14 protein-coding genes are annotated in these 15,634 nt (G+C 56.1%); 7 read left to right on the plus strand and 7 right to left on the minus strand.

Annotated features, from left to right (window positions below):
- Positions 1-293: 293 nt before the first annotated feature.
- Positions 294-1,688 (minus strand): ATP-binding protein, encoded by a 1,395-nt coding sequence (locus SM755_RS19315; RefSeq protein WP_323174082.1) that lies wholly within the window; start codon positions 1,686-1,688, stop codon positions 294-296.
- A 327-nt stretch (positions 1,689-2,015) separates the two neighbouring features.
- On the opposite strand from SM755_RS19315, the gene SM755_RS19320 reads away from it, so the two are divergent.
- Complete coding sequence (locus SM755_RS19320) at positions 2,016-3,215, plus strand: HD domain-containing protein (protein ID WP_323174083.1); 1,200 nt, start codon at positions 2,016-2,018, stop codon at positions 3,213-3,215.
- 185 nt (positions 3,216-3,400) lie between these two features.
- Here SM755_RS19320 and SM755_RS24525 read toward each other — a convergent pair whose 3' ends face one another.
- Positions 3,401-3,697: an ArsR/SmtB family transcription factor gene (locus SM755_RS24525; RefSeq protein WP_369335262.1), complete on the minus strand. Its 297-nt coding sequence runs from the start codon at positions 3,695-3,697 to the stop codon at positions 3,401-3,403.
- Between the two features lie 258 nt (positions 3,698-3,955).
- On the opposite strand from SM755_RS24525, the gene SM755_RS19325 reads away from it, so the two are divergent.
- The 6 genes from SM755_RS19325 (at position 3,956) to SM755_RS19350 (ending at position 10,127) form a co-directional block, all read left to right on the plus strand.
- A complete protein-coding gene (locus SM755_RS19325; RefSeq protein WP_323174084.1) occupies positions 3,956-4,768 on the plus strand; it encodes an IS5 family transposase in 813 nt (270 codons plus the stop codon).
- Between the two features lie 101 nt (positions 4,769-4,869).
- Complete coding sequence (locus SM755_RS19330) at positions 4,870-6,009, plus strand: acyl-CoA dehydrogenase family protein (RefSeq protein WP_323174085.1); 1,140 nt, start codon at positions 4,870-4,872, stop codon at positions 6,007-6,009.
- 5 nt (positions 6,010-6,014) lie between these two features.
- Positions 6,015-6,386, plus strand: a complete 372-nt coding sequence (locus tag SM755_RS19335) for a tautomerase family protein (protein WP_323174086.1) — start codon at positions 6,015-6,017, stop codon at positions 6,384-6,386.
- Between the two features lie 158 nt (positions 6,387-6,544).
- The gene (locus SM755_RS19340; protein WP_323174087.1) at positions 6,545-7,270 is read left to right on the plus strand and encodes a helix-turn-helix domain-containing protein; all 726 of its coding nucleotides are present in this window, start codon (positions 6,545-6,547) and stop codon (positions 7,268-7,270) included.
- Positions 7,271-8,463: 1,193 nt separating this feature from the next.
- A complete protein-coding gene (locus SM755_RS19345) occupies positions 8,464-8,811 on the plus strand; it encodes a hypothetical protein (protein WP_323174088.1) in 348 nt (115 codons plus the stop codon).
- A gap of 368 nt (positions 8,812-9,179) precedes the next feature.
- Complete coding sequence (locus tag SM755_RS19350) at positions 9,180-10,127, plus strand: halo transducer protein (protein WP_323174089.1); 948 nt, start codon at positions 9,180-9,182, stop codon at positions 10,125-10,127.
- Positions 10,128-10,220: 93 nt separating this feature from the next.
- On the opposite strand, the gene SM755_RS19355 is transcribed toward SM755_RS19350, so the two are convergent.
- From SM755_RS19355 to pstC, 5 genes are all read right to left on the minus strand, one after another.
- Positions 10,221-11,252, minus strand: coding sequence for a phosphate uptake regulator PhoU (locus SM755_RS19355; protein ID WP_323174090.1), 1,032 nt, complete (start codon positions 11,250-11,252; stop codon positions 10,221-10,223).
- A 79-nt stretch (positions 11,253-11,331) separates the two neighbouring features.
- A complete protein-coding gene (gene phoU / locus SM755_RS19360; RefSeq protein ID WP_323174091.1) occupies positions 11,332-12,000 on the minus strand; it encodes a phosphate signaling complex protein PhoU in 669 nt (222 codons plus the stop codon).
- 5 nt (positions 12,001-12,005) lie between these two features.
- Positions 12,006-12,890 carry a phosphate ABC transporter ATP-binding protein PstB gene (gene pstB / locus SM755_RS19365; protein WP_323174347.1) on the minus strand — a complete coding sequence of 295 codons (885 nt, stop codon included), beginning with the start codon at positions 12,888-12,890 and terminating at the stop codon, positions 12,006-12,008.
- Positions 12,891-12,922: 32 nt separating this feature from the next.
- Positions 12,923-14,491 (minus strand): phosphate ABC transporter permease PstA, encoded by a 1,569-nt coding sequence (gene pstA, locus SM755_RS19370; RefSeq protein ID WP_323174092.1) that lies wholly within the window; start codon positions 14,489-14,491, stop codon positions 12,923-12,925.
- Positions 14,491-15,624 (minus strand): phosphate ABC transporter permease subunit PstC, encoded by a 1,134-nt coding sequence (gene pstC, locus SM755_RS19375; RefSeq protein ID WP_369335263.1) that lies wholly within the window; start codon positions 15,622-15,624, stop codon positions 14,491-14,493. Before pstC ends, pstA begins: the two co-directional genes overlap by 1 nt.
- Between the last annotated feature and the right edge of the window lie 10 nt (positions 15,625-15,634).

Below are 15,634 nucleotides of genomic sequence, written 5' to 3' on the forward strand. Positions count from 1 at the left end.
GCAGTCGGTCACGCAGTCATCGGTTGTTCTCCCAAAACACCCATTCTGCCGAATCGAGAAAGGTGTCGGACACGTTCGAAGCAAGCCGTTCGGAGTCGGTTCTCAAGCGAGTCGTCGGACCAGCCGGTGTGTATCGTCATTTCGAGAAACGTGCGATCGACTCGCTACGTATCCGACCGCTCCTCTCTGGACATCACTCCGGTGTCCGCAAAGCGCGCCATCGAAGCAAGAACACTCAGAGCTTGATCCTGAAGCGACCTGTTCCACCGAGAGACGCTTAATACGGCTGAAGCCTACGACACCGGGGACAGGAGCGTATCCATCTCTGTCAGACTGAACAGCGACCAATTGTCGTCAAGTTCCTCAGCAAGCCCATCGACAAATCCGCTTTTCGAGAAGAGGGCGAATTCCTCGTCGCGAGTATTTGGCCCCCACCGAACCTGTTCAGCGTTGTCTTGCAGCGTCGTCGCGAGTGAATACCCAACAGGCTCTGTCGTCCACTTGCATTCTGCGAGTAGCACTCGATCATCATCCGGAGCAAGGCCGACGATATCAATCTCATCTCCGCCATACCACCACCGGCCCACTTCGGAGTAGGGGCCGAGTTCATCGCGTCGAATCGCTGCCCAGACCGCTTCCCGGCAAACATCTTCGAATGTCGTCGCAACGTAATCGGGAAGGTTCGGTTCAATAGTGTTGTTATAGACGACCGTTGGCGCTTCTTCGATGCTAGAGCGGTTGGGTTCGACGAATCGGAACCAGAACCGCAGGAATTCATCGGCGACGAGGTATCGGGATCGCTTCGATTGCTTCGCTGATGCGGTCACCGGAACCTCGCGGTCGATGAGACGCAGTCGGCGCAGTGTCTGCAGGTACTTCGATAACGGTCCCGAGTCAATGCCCGTCGCGCCGGCGATCTCATTCGGGGTTGTATGGCCCGTTGCGACTGCCTCAAGAATGCTCATGTATCGAGCCGGGTTCCGGAGCTCAGTACGCAGCAGGAATTCGGGTTCGTTGTAGAGGACCGCCGTCGGAGAGAGTACCTGTGTCTGGATATTTTCGGCGAGTGGCTGCGTATAGTCGAACAGCGTGAGATACATCGGCGTTCCTCCGGTAACGGCGTACGACCGAATCGCATCGTCGAAGTCGTACGCGATGGCCTCGCGGGCCTGCTGGAACGAGAACGGTTGGAGGTCGATCTGTCCCGTTCGGCGGCCGTAGAGCGGGCTTTCGTGGGCGAGGATTTCGGATTCCATCGTGCTGACGCTGGAACCACAAAGAGCGAGCATCGACTCGGTGTCCTGGAGCCGTTCATCGACAAACGACTGGAGATACGACGGGAGTGAGTCGTTTTCTTCGACGAGGTAGGGGAATTCGTCGATAACAACGATGAGCGGTTCGGCGGCGAGTTTCTCGCCGAGGTAGTCAAACGCATCGTCCCAGCCATCAACGCGAGGAACCCGGTCGTCGAAGTAGTCAGCAACCTTTTCGACGAATTTCTCACGTTGGCGGCTCTCGGCTTCCTGCGACGCAAGGAAGTAGAGATGTGGCTGCTCCTCACAGAACTCTTTGAGGAGTTCAGTCTTTCCGACCCGGCGGCGGCCGTAGACGACGAAGAACTCGTGTCCCGGTGACTCAAACGCCGTCTCCAGGGCGTCGAGTTCTGCTTCTCGGTCGTAGAAGGTCATACTCTAGATAATGATTATTGCGATAACGACTTATAGATTCCGCTGCTTCCAGTACAGTACCAGTGGAAGAACCAGTGGGTCAGTCCCTACTCAAGGTACTACTATAGCGGCTCACTGGAATCCTCATTGGTGATAGGGTTGGCACCCCAGCGATACGCATAGGGTATCTATATACTGTCTCGTTCTTCTAATTCGTCCTCCAATTTCGAATCATAGGGCTCTGTTGAAATCATCAAAGAGTTACACGTTCGACCAGTAGTTTGATTGGATTCCCATAGAGTACAGACCCCGACAACATCTACTGAGATCCTTTCGATGTAGATTTATGTGAAGACCGAATCACCCGGCCTCGTGAAAAATATTCGCGACCCGCTCTATGGATTCATCACGATCAATAAGATGGAACTGGACATAATAAGTGCACCAGAAGTTCAACGACTTCGCCGGGTTGCGCACCTCGGGTTATCGGACGCGGTGTATCCGAGTGCCACGCACTCTCGATTCGAACATTCGCTAGGGGTGATGCATCTCGTTGGAGAATTAGCTAAATCGTTGAGTCTTCCTGAGGACACGATCCAGGCATACAGGATTGCAGGACTCTTGCACGACGTTGGTCACTCGCCGTTTTCCCATGCGCTGGAGAAGGTCATCGAGGAGAGACTGGGGTTTGAGCACGAACGGCAGTCAGAACGTATCATCAAAGAACTCGAAGATCTGTATACCCCAGACGCTGAGTTCGTCATAGACATCATTCGGGGAGATAGCAGCTATAACATCGTTGCCGGAGCTATTGACGCCGATCGACTCGACTATCTTCAACGGGATTCGCTTCGAACGGGGTTTCAGAACAGTAGCGTCGATGTCCGGACTATCGTCAAGTTCGCTCAGACACACGAGGACCAGGTCGTTTTTGACAAGAAAGCAGTTCAGGCGATTGAGGACATGTTTTCGGCCCGGCTCAGGATGATGAAGACCATCGCCGGACACCATGCAACGTGTATCGCTGAAGCGATGCTTCGACGGGCTGTTAACGACTTTCTTGACAGTACCTCGTACACAGCTGAAGACATTCTCACGTGGGACGACTACCAACTCCATACGCGCCTTCTGGAATACGAAGGGCACGAGAACATTCCAAGGAAAGGAGACGGGAGGTTGTACACACGGATTGTGAATCGGAATCTCTACAAACGAGCCCTCTACGTTAACGAGAACTCTATTGGTCGCGAGACGATCTCCGAAATCGCAAGTGAGTATGACAATCCAACCAGTATCGAAGAGCAAATTGCAACTGCTGCCGGGGTCAGTCCGCAACACGTCATCGTGGACCTGCCGTCACTTCCTGATGATGAGAGTACGCACGTCCGCATCATGATGCCCGATGGAGTACAAGCCTTCTCTGACATCTCGCCGATACCGTCGCACCTCGTTGACGTGGGGTGGCGAAACACTACTCTCGGCGTGTATTCTCCAAAGAGCGATAACAGCGCTGTGCAGGAAGCTGCACGGGACTATTTCGGAGTTTGATCGTGTCGGCTTTGGTGAATCGCCATGCAGCGTTCGGTTGAGTGGTTTTTGAAGGCCTGCGACAGAGTCCAATTGCTCTGCCATCATGGATTCCTTTGAAATCGTATCGACATTGTCTCAGAGTAGCGCCACAAACTACTGAATCCTCCCTCAGAAGTTGACGCTGTCTAGTGATTCACCAGAGCCTAAATTTTCATTTCTTGGCCTTTCGCGGAGTATCGGGTGCCCGCAACACGAATCATGCCTGCTTCTTCCAGCTTGTCAAGGTGGTACGACACCCGTTGGAGGGTCATATCAAGCCGCTCAGCAAGTTCAGAGGGAACGGCGGGGTCTTCGTAGATCTCGGCTAACAGATTGCGAGCAGTGTCAGAGGCCAATGCATCCACTATGGTCTCCATTTCTTCGCTCTCGATACCAACGACCTGTAGTTCTCCTTCTTGAGTAGGGCTTACACGGGGACCAGAAGAGGGTAGCAGGGACATTATTTAGCTATACGTACTCATCTCACTATGAGACCACGGGGAAGGTTGTGTACCATACCATCTTGGAAATAAGTACGCATCATTTCTATCCTCCGAGGTTGTGGAAGTTCACAGTCTCGGAGGATGGGATCGTTGTGTGTGTCTTTATTTCTCTGACCAGACTCCCGGAACATCTGTTAAGTAGCTACTTCGAATTTACCAGTAGTGGCTCTGCTGAAATCCTCGGAGAGTTACAGGTTCGTCCGGTAGTGTGACCGAATGCAGACCCTCTCGAAGTCACGATTACTCCGGTTCGTTGAGCAGGCATTTCACTTGGCCCGACGAGCTGTCGCTCGCTACTCTTCGAAGTTCTCGAAACGCCGGCACACACTTCACCAGCACATCGTCTTGCTCTGCCTCAAGGTACGGAAGAATACGACGTACCGGACGCTTCTTGACGAACTCACCGAGATGCCTCGGATTCGGAGCGCCATTGAACTGGAGGAGCTACCCTCTCCTTCGACGTTGTGTAAGGCGTTCAACCGGCTCGATATGGCTGTGTGGCGCGTCCTACTCAACCTCTCGGTCACACTCCTCCCGACCAACGGTGTCGTCGGAATAGATGCCTCTGGCTTTGACCGCAGTCACGCCTCGAAGCACTACACGAAGCGAACGAAGTTGACGATTCAGCAGTTGAAAGTCACACTTCTCGTGAACACGGGAGCGAATGCCATCCTTGATCTCCACGTGACGACGACCAGAAAACATGACTCGAAGATCGCACCGTCACTCATCAAGCGGAACACCGGTGAGGTGGCGATTTTCCTCGGTGACAAGGGCTATGACGACCAGAAGATTCGGGCGTTAGCTCACGAGGAGAATCTTCGCCCGCTTATCAAGCACCGCGAATTTTCGTCGCTCCACAAAGCGTGGAACGCTCGACTTGACGCTGACCTCTACGGACAGAGAAGTCAGAACGAGACAGTTAACTCTCGCCTCAAGCGGAAGTACGGTGTGTTCATCCGCTCACGCCACTGGTGGAAACAGTTTCGAGAGCTCGCCATCACCTGCCTCACGCACAACCTCGACTGATCACTCTAATCGGTACAGATTGTCCCCGTCACGGATGTTCCCCAGCCAGCCTGCTATAGCAGGTTCTAGGTTTACTCGGCGAGGGACACCCCCCATGACATATGAGGTTTGACCTGACCGAGGATCAACGGGCTCTTCGAGATGAGGTTCGGGTGTTCACAAAAGAAGAGATCGAACCAAAGGCGAGAGACCTTGACCGGGAGGAGGAGTATCCGAGCACGATCTTCGACGAACTCGGCGAACGCCGTTTGACGGGCGTGACAATCCCGGAAGAGTACGGGGGACGGGGCGAAGGCTTCGTTGAGCTCGCGTTAGTGATCGAAGAGCTATCGGCTGGGCTAATGTCCGTGGCGAGCACCATCGGACTCCATCTCGGAGTTGCGGAAGTCGTCGAGCGCTTCGGAACCGAGGCGCAGTGCGAGGACTTCCTCCCCGAGATGGCGTCCTTCAACACTGTCGGCGCTCTCGGCTTGAGTGAGGCGAACGCAGGGAGTAATAAACTGGAGATGGAGACTACCGCCGAACGTGACGGCGATGAGTGGGTTCTCAACGGCCACAAGCAGTGGGTGACGAACTTTCTCGATACGGACTACGTCCTCACGTACGCGAAGACCGGCCCCGATGAGGACGCGCCACACAACATCAGTGCGTTTCTTGTCCCGACCGACGACTTCGAAGTCGAGACGGTGTGGGAGACGCTGGGCGCGAACAGTGTGAAGTCCCCGCGCGTCTCTCTCTCGAATGTTCGTGTTCCCGATGATCGACTCATCGGTGAGGAGGGCGAGGGCTACGTTCAGCGTGGTGGGCTTCATACTGGGGTGAATGTCCCCGCTCGCGGCGTCGGCATCGCCCGCGCTGCCCTCGAAGATACGGTGGCCTACACAAGCAGTCGTGAGCAGTACGGCCAGCACATCAGCGACTTCCAAGGGGTCAGCTGGGAAGTCGGCAAGATGGCCGAACGAGTCGATACCGCCCGGTTGCTCACCCTCCGCACAGCCGACCGTGCAGATCGCGGACACGACGCCACACGCGAATTCAGTATGGCGAAAATCAATGCGACACAAGCCGCCGTGGACAACGCGAACGAGGCAATGCAACTCCACGGTGGTATTGGTTACACGACGGAACACGACGTCGAGCGGTATCTGCGTGATGCGAAACTCCTCACGATCGCTGGCGGTCCGAATGAAGGCCACAAGAATACGCTCGCAGAAGCAGTCTTTGAGCAGTACGAGGGGTAAGTTCAATGCCACTAGTTAGAATTTCAGTTCTTGATAGAAAGGACGAGGGGTATCGCAAAACTGTCGCAGATCGGGTTAACGAGGCGGTTCTCGAGACGCTCGACTTCCCGCCGGATGACCGCTATCAGCTCATTCAAGGGTTTTCTTCGCAGGATTTCGAGTTACAGAATCGAGAGGGTGACCGAGTTGTCCTGGAACTGACGATGCGTGCTGGCCAAGCTCGAGAGGACAAACAAGCATTTTACGCCCGCGTCGCTGAATTATTGGAACAAGATCCGGGTATCCCGCCAGAAAATGTAATGATCGTCATTACTGAGAACGGCGAGGAAGATTGGTCATTCCAAGATGGTGTGGCCCAGTTCATAGCTGACAGCTGATCTGATTCAGTATACGTCTGCTGTACTATTCGTTTTCACCGTTCCTCGATTCGTGAATAGATGATCGATTACAGTTTGTTACCGAGTTTCAGTAACTTAGTAGGGTTAACCGTTATTTTGTTAAAGAGCATAATGGGAGCTAGGGGTAAACAGCAGTAATGCCGAAATTTGAACAATTTGACGGTGCGCTTCACGTGTCAATTGATCTTTGGTACCCTGATTGCTGGGAGATTGAGATCACCGAGTGCCTCGATGTTGGGATTCTCGGATACGGAATCTATTCGACTGGCAGCGAGGTTGCGACGCTTTTCACGATCTACGCAGACGATCATGAATCGATTACGGAGGGAATTGAGGCCATTCGCGCGTCTGAAAATGTTCATTCTGTCTCCCAGATGGCGTCTGGCTTCCGGCAGACCTCGATTCCGAAGCCAGGAAATGCAACGCGTGATCTCCTTGTCGTTCACGATGGGCGAAAGCAGATCAGCCAGCCACTCACCTCTCGTGGGTTCGTGTGTACAGGACCGATCGACATTCGGGGTGGGCGGGAGTATTGGAGTCTCACAACGAACCATGACCGGGAGACGGTTCGGGTCAAGCTTGATGAGGTTCGTGAGCAGATGAGTGCGGAGATTAATGTGCGGAGTATGAAGCAGCAGAGCCCTGGAACTGCGCCGACCACACTTCCGGTGGATCAGTTCACGAAGCGCCAGTTAGAGGTATTCCAGTTCGCTCGTGAGCAGGGGTATTACGAGTATCCGAAGGAAACGACAGCTGGCGAATTGGCAGATGAATTAGAAATCACCACATCAACGCTCCACGAACACCTTCACAAGGTGGAGGCGGTCTTACTAGGGAGAAACGGTCTGACGCGACTCGCATAGTGTCCTTTGAAAGCTGTGTTCGGCGATCTACCTAACACCCGTTTCACCATAGATAGTGTCTAACTAATAGGATTTCAACAGAGCCAATCATAGAAGTCTTTGAGTGCTATCCGACACCCGATGTATGCCGCAAGTACAGCGATTACAAACACCATCACAAGCAAAAGAATGATTTCAGCGATCAGACTAAACAATAGACTACTAGTATGTATTTGTTTTCTGGTATAGCGAGGTATTCAGTTTGAATCTCTCTGTAACGGCTGTTTCAGACAAAATTGCATCTGAAGAACAGGATTTCAATCAGGCCACTAGAGGAAATCTGGATGTCCTGGACAAGAATACCACGACCGTCGCGGTTGTCGCCTGTGAGCCCCACTTAGATCGAAAGACGAAATGCAAGTGGCCGCACATTTCAATATGACAAATAACTCACTAGGTGCTTCGTACGCATGATGCAGTTGCGATACGAGATAGAGCCTTTCGGCGGCAACAAATAATCGGCCGTTCTGTCCTTCTAACCTCTGTTGCTCTATTTCGCCCCGCAATGAGAGACAGACATACCGCACCGTTCAGCGTAGAACTCGTATGACAGAAGCCACAGCGGACAAACAATCCGCTGATGCTCAAGGGGAGTGGATAGCGATTGGGGCCGGAATGGGATGGTCGTAGGTGCAGCAGCAGGCTCAACCGGTGCAGGTCTCGTACTCGGAGCCGCTGCTGGGGTTGCGTATGAAGAAATAAAATCCCGAACAGACTGACAAGACGCCTCTCAAGAGCAATTGAAAAGCACCACTCATCGCTACATGCTCGACCACGGTTCGAACACTTCGAGGGGAATAGTTTCATTTGATTTTTATTTCACGTAACATCCACTCTATTTATTGACGGTGATTGATGCTGTCTGGTGATTTAACACAGGTAGATGGTGATGAAATGCCCATCTTCTTGCCGATCAACGGTAGATATAAGTCGTTACCGTTCAACAATTAGAACGGAAGCCATTAAATGGACACGAAAGTGTCCCGGATGTTGCACCATCCGAGACGTGGCTTCCAAACCCGTCCGGGGTTTGCAAGCATGTTTGCGTACATTCTCACGGGATATAAACATCCCGCACGACTGATGCATCGCACCATTCAAGCAGTAACACGACTCTCCTGCGGTATTGAAGGGACTCTGAGGTGTCCCTCGTCATGACCGACGGTACCGGTTCCGAGTACAGCCCGAACACGGCAGGTGGGACCGAGAAGAGTCGCAATGACACTGTCAGTACCGATGCTGCTGGGACAGCAGTGACGTTCGAAACGAACGACTCGGTGGACGGTGATCAGGGATCTCAGCCGGAACGCGACGCCGTCGATGACGGACGGGTACCCACTGGCGGCCTTCACGAAGCACTCCGTAACGCCGAACGTGACCTCAGAGAGATCGACGAACAACTCCCCGGTCCACTGACGCTCAACGACTCGCTCACTGAACTGCGCGCCACCGCAGACGCGTACGCTCGGCTCGGGCCTGCCCACTGCAACAGCGGGGACTAGGTCACCGGAATAGCGCAGGCGCTCATCGGCGGTAAACTCCCGTCTTTCTCGGGGGTTATGTCCACTTTTGCACTTCTGCAGACGGACGACTGATCCTGAACATGCGCCGCACAAACGCAGTATTGTGACGATCAAAGAGAACCTATAGGGTCTGTGATAGATGAGACTAATGTCGATGACCGACGACGGGCTCGAATATCTTCGAGCGCACGCAGAACCGCTCGCACCGAAAGATGACGCGACCATCACCTGCTGGCTGTCTCGTCTCGAAGGCACAGACCAGTTATCCAGGGAGCAAGACCGAGTTCAGTCGACAATGAAACACACGAACCGAACGACTAACGGATTACCGGTCGTAACGACCGAATATGGACAGACGCGAGATCCGTGAGGCGCGTGCGGGCCTCGACGGACTATCGCTGGAGGCGGCGGTGACTGTCGTCGACGAGCCGGCGGAGTCAGACACGATCCGTGAGACGCTTGCTATCGTCGCCGAGGACGGTGTCATCCGCCGGACGGCCGTCGACGGTGCACTGGCGAACGCTTCGAAAGTAGTAGCGACCGCAGAGACGCGCGCAGAACTGGCGGCCACCTCGCTGGAAGATGTCCGCGACACCGCCGAACCTGTTTCGGATTTAGATCTCGTCACGAACCGTCTCAACCCCTTTGAGACGCGTCTAGAGATCATCGAGGATCGAACGACCGATCTCGGAGATCGCGTTCAGATAATCATCAATCACAAGCACGATGGCGATCTCTACGACCTCGCCCGGGAAATCCGGCGGGTTACAGCTACGGCTAATGAAATCCAGCGCGCCGCCGACAACCTTCAGCTCGAACTAGGGACCTTCGAAGAGTGGCTCGAAGACCCCGACCACCGGGTCGCAGAACTCGTTGACGATATCGATGCATTCGAGCAGTCGCTAGACGAACTCGACAGCGTCGCCACCGATCTGGCGGCCGACGATACTGAACTCGAGGACGACGCTGCGGTTGTGTGGGTACAGGGGACGATCCAACACCGCGTTACTGCACTAATGGTAGATGACATACAATATGAGCTGGCAACGCTCCGAGAGTGGGCTGATCGTGAGGGGGCCGATCGACCGGCGGGCGTCGACCAGCGACTCGACGACCTGGAGGCGCATCACGATGCGCTGGGCGAGCGGTTCGCCAACTGTGCCGAGTCTCCGTGGTACGAGCGCTTTGGTGACCGGGTGGAAGATATCGACGATGCGCTGGGTGAGATGGAGTCACCAGTTGCGTGGAATGAAGTCGAGGCTGTCATCAAGGAGCATCAACCCAGCGTCGAGTAGCGACGCTATTGCCGCGACAGTGGGAAGGAAAATCGATGACAGAAGGAGCAGCCAACTGACAGCGACTGGAAGTCTGGGATAGCTGTTAGCGCGTCAAGCCCGGTTATCAAGATTCTCAGCACGGATTGCGGCCTGAACGGCGATCCTGGCGATAGCGTGGCCGTGATCGGCGGTCCTGCGGAGGTGGTCGAGTGCGCTGGTCAGCGCGACCGCCGTGGGAACGGACTCCACGCACGAGCCGTCGAACAGCGTCTGTTCGAGCGTATCGACCGCCGTGACGGCATCGTCGCGGTACTTTATCGCCTCGTGAGCCGTACTAACACCGTCTTCGTCCTTGAGGATAGCGGCCACCGCAGTATCAACGGCGTTTCTGGCGTCTTCGGCAGCCGAACGTACGTCCCCAGCGATCTCTTCGGAGAGCGGTTCAGGAAGTTTCTCGGCGATGCGGGCGGTCCGGACTGCCCGGTTGGCGACGGCGCTGAGCCGGTGTGCGGTTGCGTAGTAGTCGAACAGGTCCGGCCGCGAAACGTCCAGTCGGTCGAGTTCATCGAGCGAAATTAGCGACCGCGAGAAGTGTCGGGTAATCAACTGTGCAAAGCGGGCGACCCTGTCGGCGCGCTCATCGACGTGAGCGCGAGCGTCGTCGGCGTTGACAAACGCCACTGTCGCGTCCTCGTGTAACAACAGCGCGGCGTACTGGATTTGGACAAGCGATTGGCAAATCGAGACGTTCGAGGGGTCCATGAGGTGCTTGACCGTGATTTCTGTCTCGGACTCGGCGAGGACGTCCGTTCCGACTAAGTTTCGCACCGCCGACCGCGCACCTCGGCGTCCAGCGTCGGTGAACAACTGTCTCGGTGTCAGCGTTACGGTTTCGAAGCCGCCCGTGTGGGCCATCTGGATTGCCTGTCGGATCCTTTTAGGATCGTCACCGTCAACCTCGACGGTCGCCTCGGCCAGTTGTTCGACATCCTCAGCCGAGGAACGGATGACGATCGATCCGTCGAGATGGGTGTACAGCTGCAGTTCCATGCCCGGCTCCAGCCGGTGCTCAGTCACCCATTTCTTGGGGATCGAGACAGTATGGGTATAGCCGCCGGCCTCCTGTAGTTTTCTCGTTTCCATAGATGTCGTCATCTCCTCGGCAACACGAGTCGGATCATCAGTATCAGTATCAGTATCAGTATCAGTATCAGTATCAGTATCAGTAGATCAATTCTGGGTCATTCTCAACCATGTAATGGGTACGCGCGGCGATGTTGACGGCATGGTCGCCGATCCGCTCCAAGTCACGAATCGTCAGCAGTACCCGCGAGACATCGTCCAGTAATTGTTCGACACCCCAGGCGCTAGCCTCGCGGGCGATGAGTTCGCGTACGACCGCCTCGCTGGCGCGCTGACACAGCGCATCGATTTCGTCGTCGCGGGTGTTGATCGTCCGACAGGCGTCGGTGTCGTCCGCGACGTAGGCATCGATAGCTGCCTGGACTTGATTGTGAACTTCATCGCCGATCCTGTGAATATCGATCTTGGAGAACGCTCCTGAGGCATCGGCCAGCGCATAGCGAGCGAGGTTTGTCGCCAGGTCGCCGACCCGTTCGAGATCGGTGAGGATCTTGAAGGAGGCGGCGACGAACCGCAAGTCCGAGGCGACGGGCTGCTGGAGTGCTAGTAACTGTATGCAGTCGCCCTCGAGGTCGAGGTACCGTTCGTTGACGGCCCCATCGGTGTCGATCACCTCGCGGGCTACCATCTCATCGCCGTCTTCGAGCGATGTTAGTGCTCGCCGGAGCTGGGTCAGTACCGTCTTGGCCATCGATTCGACGCCGTCACGTAACTCGGTGAGCGACTCACGGTAGTCCTCTCGAGCCATGCGTATTACCCGAATTTCCCGCTGATATAGTCCTCAACGCGCTGACTTTCAGGATCCTCGAAAATCTTTTCGGTGTTGTCGTACTCGACGAGTTCACCACCGGTCAGGAAGACTGCCGTCTGATCAGAGACTCGGGCGGCTTGTTGCATGCTGTGAGTAACGACGACGACCGTGTAGTCTTGTGCGAGGTCTTCGATGAGATCCTCGATCTTCGAGGTAGCGATCGGGTCGAGCGCTGAGGCTGGCTCGTCCATCAGGATGATTTCTGGATCGACTGCTAGACACCGGGCGATACAGAGCCGCTGTTGCTGGCCGCCCGACAGACCTAGCGCGTTGTCTTCCAGTCGGTCACTGACCTCTTCCCAAAGCGCGGCTCGCTCGAGTGAGCGCTTGACGAGTTCCTCCTCGCTTTCAGGATCGGCGCGACCGGTCAGCCGTGCGAGTAATCCTGTCTCGATATCACCGTGTTTTCGCGGCCCGTAGGAGACGTTTGCTCGAATCGATTTCGGGAAGGGATTCGGGCTCTGGAATACCATACCCACGCGCTTGCGTAACTCGACGAGGTCGATCCCATCCTGGTAGATGTCCTCACTGTCGAGTTCGACCGTCCCGTTGATGCTGGCGCTCCGGATGCGGTCGTTCATCCGATTGAGACAGCGCAGGAACGTCGACTTGCCACAACCAGACGGTCCGATGAGTGCTGTCACGCTCTGTTCGGGGATATCCATTGAGACATCCTTCAAGGCGTGGTCGTCACCGTAGTGGACGTCCAGATTCTTGACTGCGAGTTTCGTTTTGCCGCCGGTATCGTAGTCGACCCACTCCGAACGTGTTTCCTCGGCGGTTTCGCCGTCGGTCGTCGATATCGTCTGTTCGGCTGTGCGGTTCATCTCATCAGTCGCGTCGACAGGGTCTGTTTGACTCATTGGTGGAGTTTCTTTCTGAAGTAGTATCGCGTTGCGATACCGATCGCATAGAACACCAACACGACGAGCAACAGTGTCAGTGCCAGTCCCCACGCAAACTGCTGGGGAGCCTCGATGTTTCCGCTGAGCCCCGCCGTGATCAATGCATACAACTGGTAGGGCAGCGCGCTAGTTGCCTCGAGTAGTGACGGGTTGGTGACGAAGGGTGGCGAGGCGCTCAACTGGAAGCCGCCGAGGACGCTGGGAGCGGCTGACTTACCAGGCAACACACCCCCGCCGGTCGTCAGCAGGATGGGTGCCGTTTCCCCGGCGATGCGGCCGACCCCCAAGATGACGCCTGTCGTAATCCCTGGGACCGCCGCGGGCAGGACAACACTGCGGATTGTTTTCCACTTAGAGACGCCCAGCGCAGCACTGGCGTCGCGGTACTCGTCGGGGACTGCCAGAATCGCCTCGCGGCTCGTGATCAGCACTAGCGGCAACAGCATGAACCCGAGCGTCAGCATGCCAGCGATCAGCGACTTGTTGTTGCCAAAGCGTGGAATGAGGAAGGCAGCGCCGAAGAGCCCGAAGACGATGCTGGGCGTGCTCCAGAGACCGTTTGTTGCGACTTCGACGACCTGTGTGAACCGGCCCTGCTCGGCATACTCGCTGAGGAATACCGCTGCGCCAACACCGGTCGGGACCGCGAAAAGGACGGCGCCGATGACCAACCAGACCGTGCCGACCAGTGCGGGAAACACACCTGCAACGTCGGCCAGCAACGACGCACCGTTAGTCAGGAACGGCCAGCTGATCACTTGTTCGCCACCGATAGAGAAACCATGGAACAAGCCAGGTGACCCTTTGACCACGACGAATGCAACAAGTCCAACCAGAACTGCAAGAATCGAAAGGACAATCAAGTATATTAAGACGTACGCGCCGACGTTGCGCCCGCGGGTACCGAATCCGCCGTAGGCCTTGGCGGCCGCCCAGCCGGTTAGAAGCGATGCAAACATCACGACGACTGGGACGGCGGTGTCACCGAACAGCGTCGCGTTGTAGCTGACGAGCACCCACTCCCAACCGGGGCCGATGACGCCGATTGTGAGTGCCACTCCGCCGAGGACGGCCACGCTCCCGGCTGGTAGTGTCGATCCAATATCTTCGCGGGAGAACGCAGTCACAGCAAATGCGACCGCCCCTGCGACCAGTCCGACGGCCATCCAACTGACCGTTCCGAGACCAATCGCGCCAGCGACGAGCGCACCGATCGCGAACCAGACGCCCGTGAACGCGACCGCGGCGACGATGCCTGCACTGGGTTGAGGACGGGTATCAACGTAGTCCAGCCGTGAGGCGAGACCGAAGCTGATGATTCCCACTCCGAGCGAGAGCAGCACGATTCCCATCGCTGTCGATAACTGGACGCCTGCGACGGGGGTGGTGATTTCGAGGACATCGACAAGCGTACCCAATCCGACAGCAAACATCACTCCGGAGAGGCCGATTGCGGTGGCGGCGGCACCCTCATAGCTGCTGCGCCCTTCCCGAACGAGTGCGGTTTCGGTCGCACGGCTCATCACTCGGCCCCCCCAAGGCGTCGACGCATACGCGCCTCGATGTACTGCGAAGCGATACTGAGGCACAATACGGTCACGAACAGGACGATGCCTGCAGCGAAGAGAGCACTTTCGTGGACGCCAGTGGAAGAGCCATAGCCTCGAGCGATCAGCGACGTAAGCGTCTCGTAGCCGTAGAAGACGTTGGTCACCGGGTCAGGAATTGCCTGGGTTCCTGCGAGCATTACAGTCGCTGCCATCGTCTCGCCGATGGCTCGACCGACACCGAGCAGGACGGCTGCCGAGACGCCCGAAAACGCTGCTGGGAGCGTGATTGATGTCATCGACTGCCAATCCGTCGCGCCGAGAGCGAGCGCTCCATCCTTCATCGAGTCGGGGACGCTTGTCAGTGCGTCTTCAGCGACAGAGACGACCGTCGGTAGCGCCATCAACCCGACAACTAACCCAACGAACAGGTACGTCGACCCGCCGTTGAGTGCGAACTCCGTGCTCGTCCACGGGTTGATTACCGTAAAGCCGATGAAACCGTAGACGATCGAGGGAATGCCCGCGAGTATCTCGATGCCGGGTTTGACGAGTTCTCGAACGGTTGGCGGCGCGATTTCGGCGATGAACAGCGCCGTTGCGACTCCTAATGGGGCCGCCACGAGGGTCGCAATAGCCGTCACCATTACAGTTCCGTGGATCATCGGCAGCAGCGAGTAGCGAACGGGTTCAGTGACCGCGTCCCATCGCGTTTGGATGAACATCCCCAGTCCAGGCACAGAGACGCCGAAGACGGTCGCACTCTCGTACTGGAACGCCGGAATTGCCTCGTAGAAGATGAAAACGACAATCAGTCCCAGTGTGACGATAGTCACGGTCGTCATGGCGAACGTGACAGTCCGTGCGATGAGAGCCTGATGTCGAATCCAACCGTAGCCGGTCGAAACGAGAAACGTGGCGAAGGGAATGGCTGTCCACGATGACGCCAACAGAAACCCCCCGAATGCGGTCAGAAGCGACCCGATCGACAGGATGACTATCGCGAGTGCAGCCGGCTCCGTCTCGGTGACGAACTCTCGAGTCCGCTGAAGCCGCTGCTCAACATGTTTCCTCCAATCCTGAATCCCCAAACCAGTGTGTGAACTCATAGTATCATAG

The sequence above is a fragment of the Natrialba sp. PRR66 genome, from assembly GCF_034808065.1.
Taxonomy (GTDB): Archaea; Halobacteriota; Halobacteria; order Halobacteriales; family Natrialbaceae; genus Natrialba; species Natrialba aegyptia.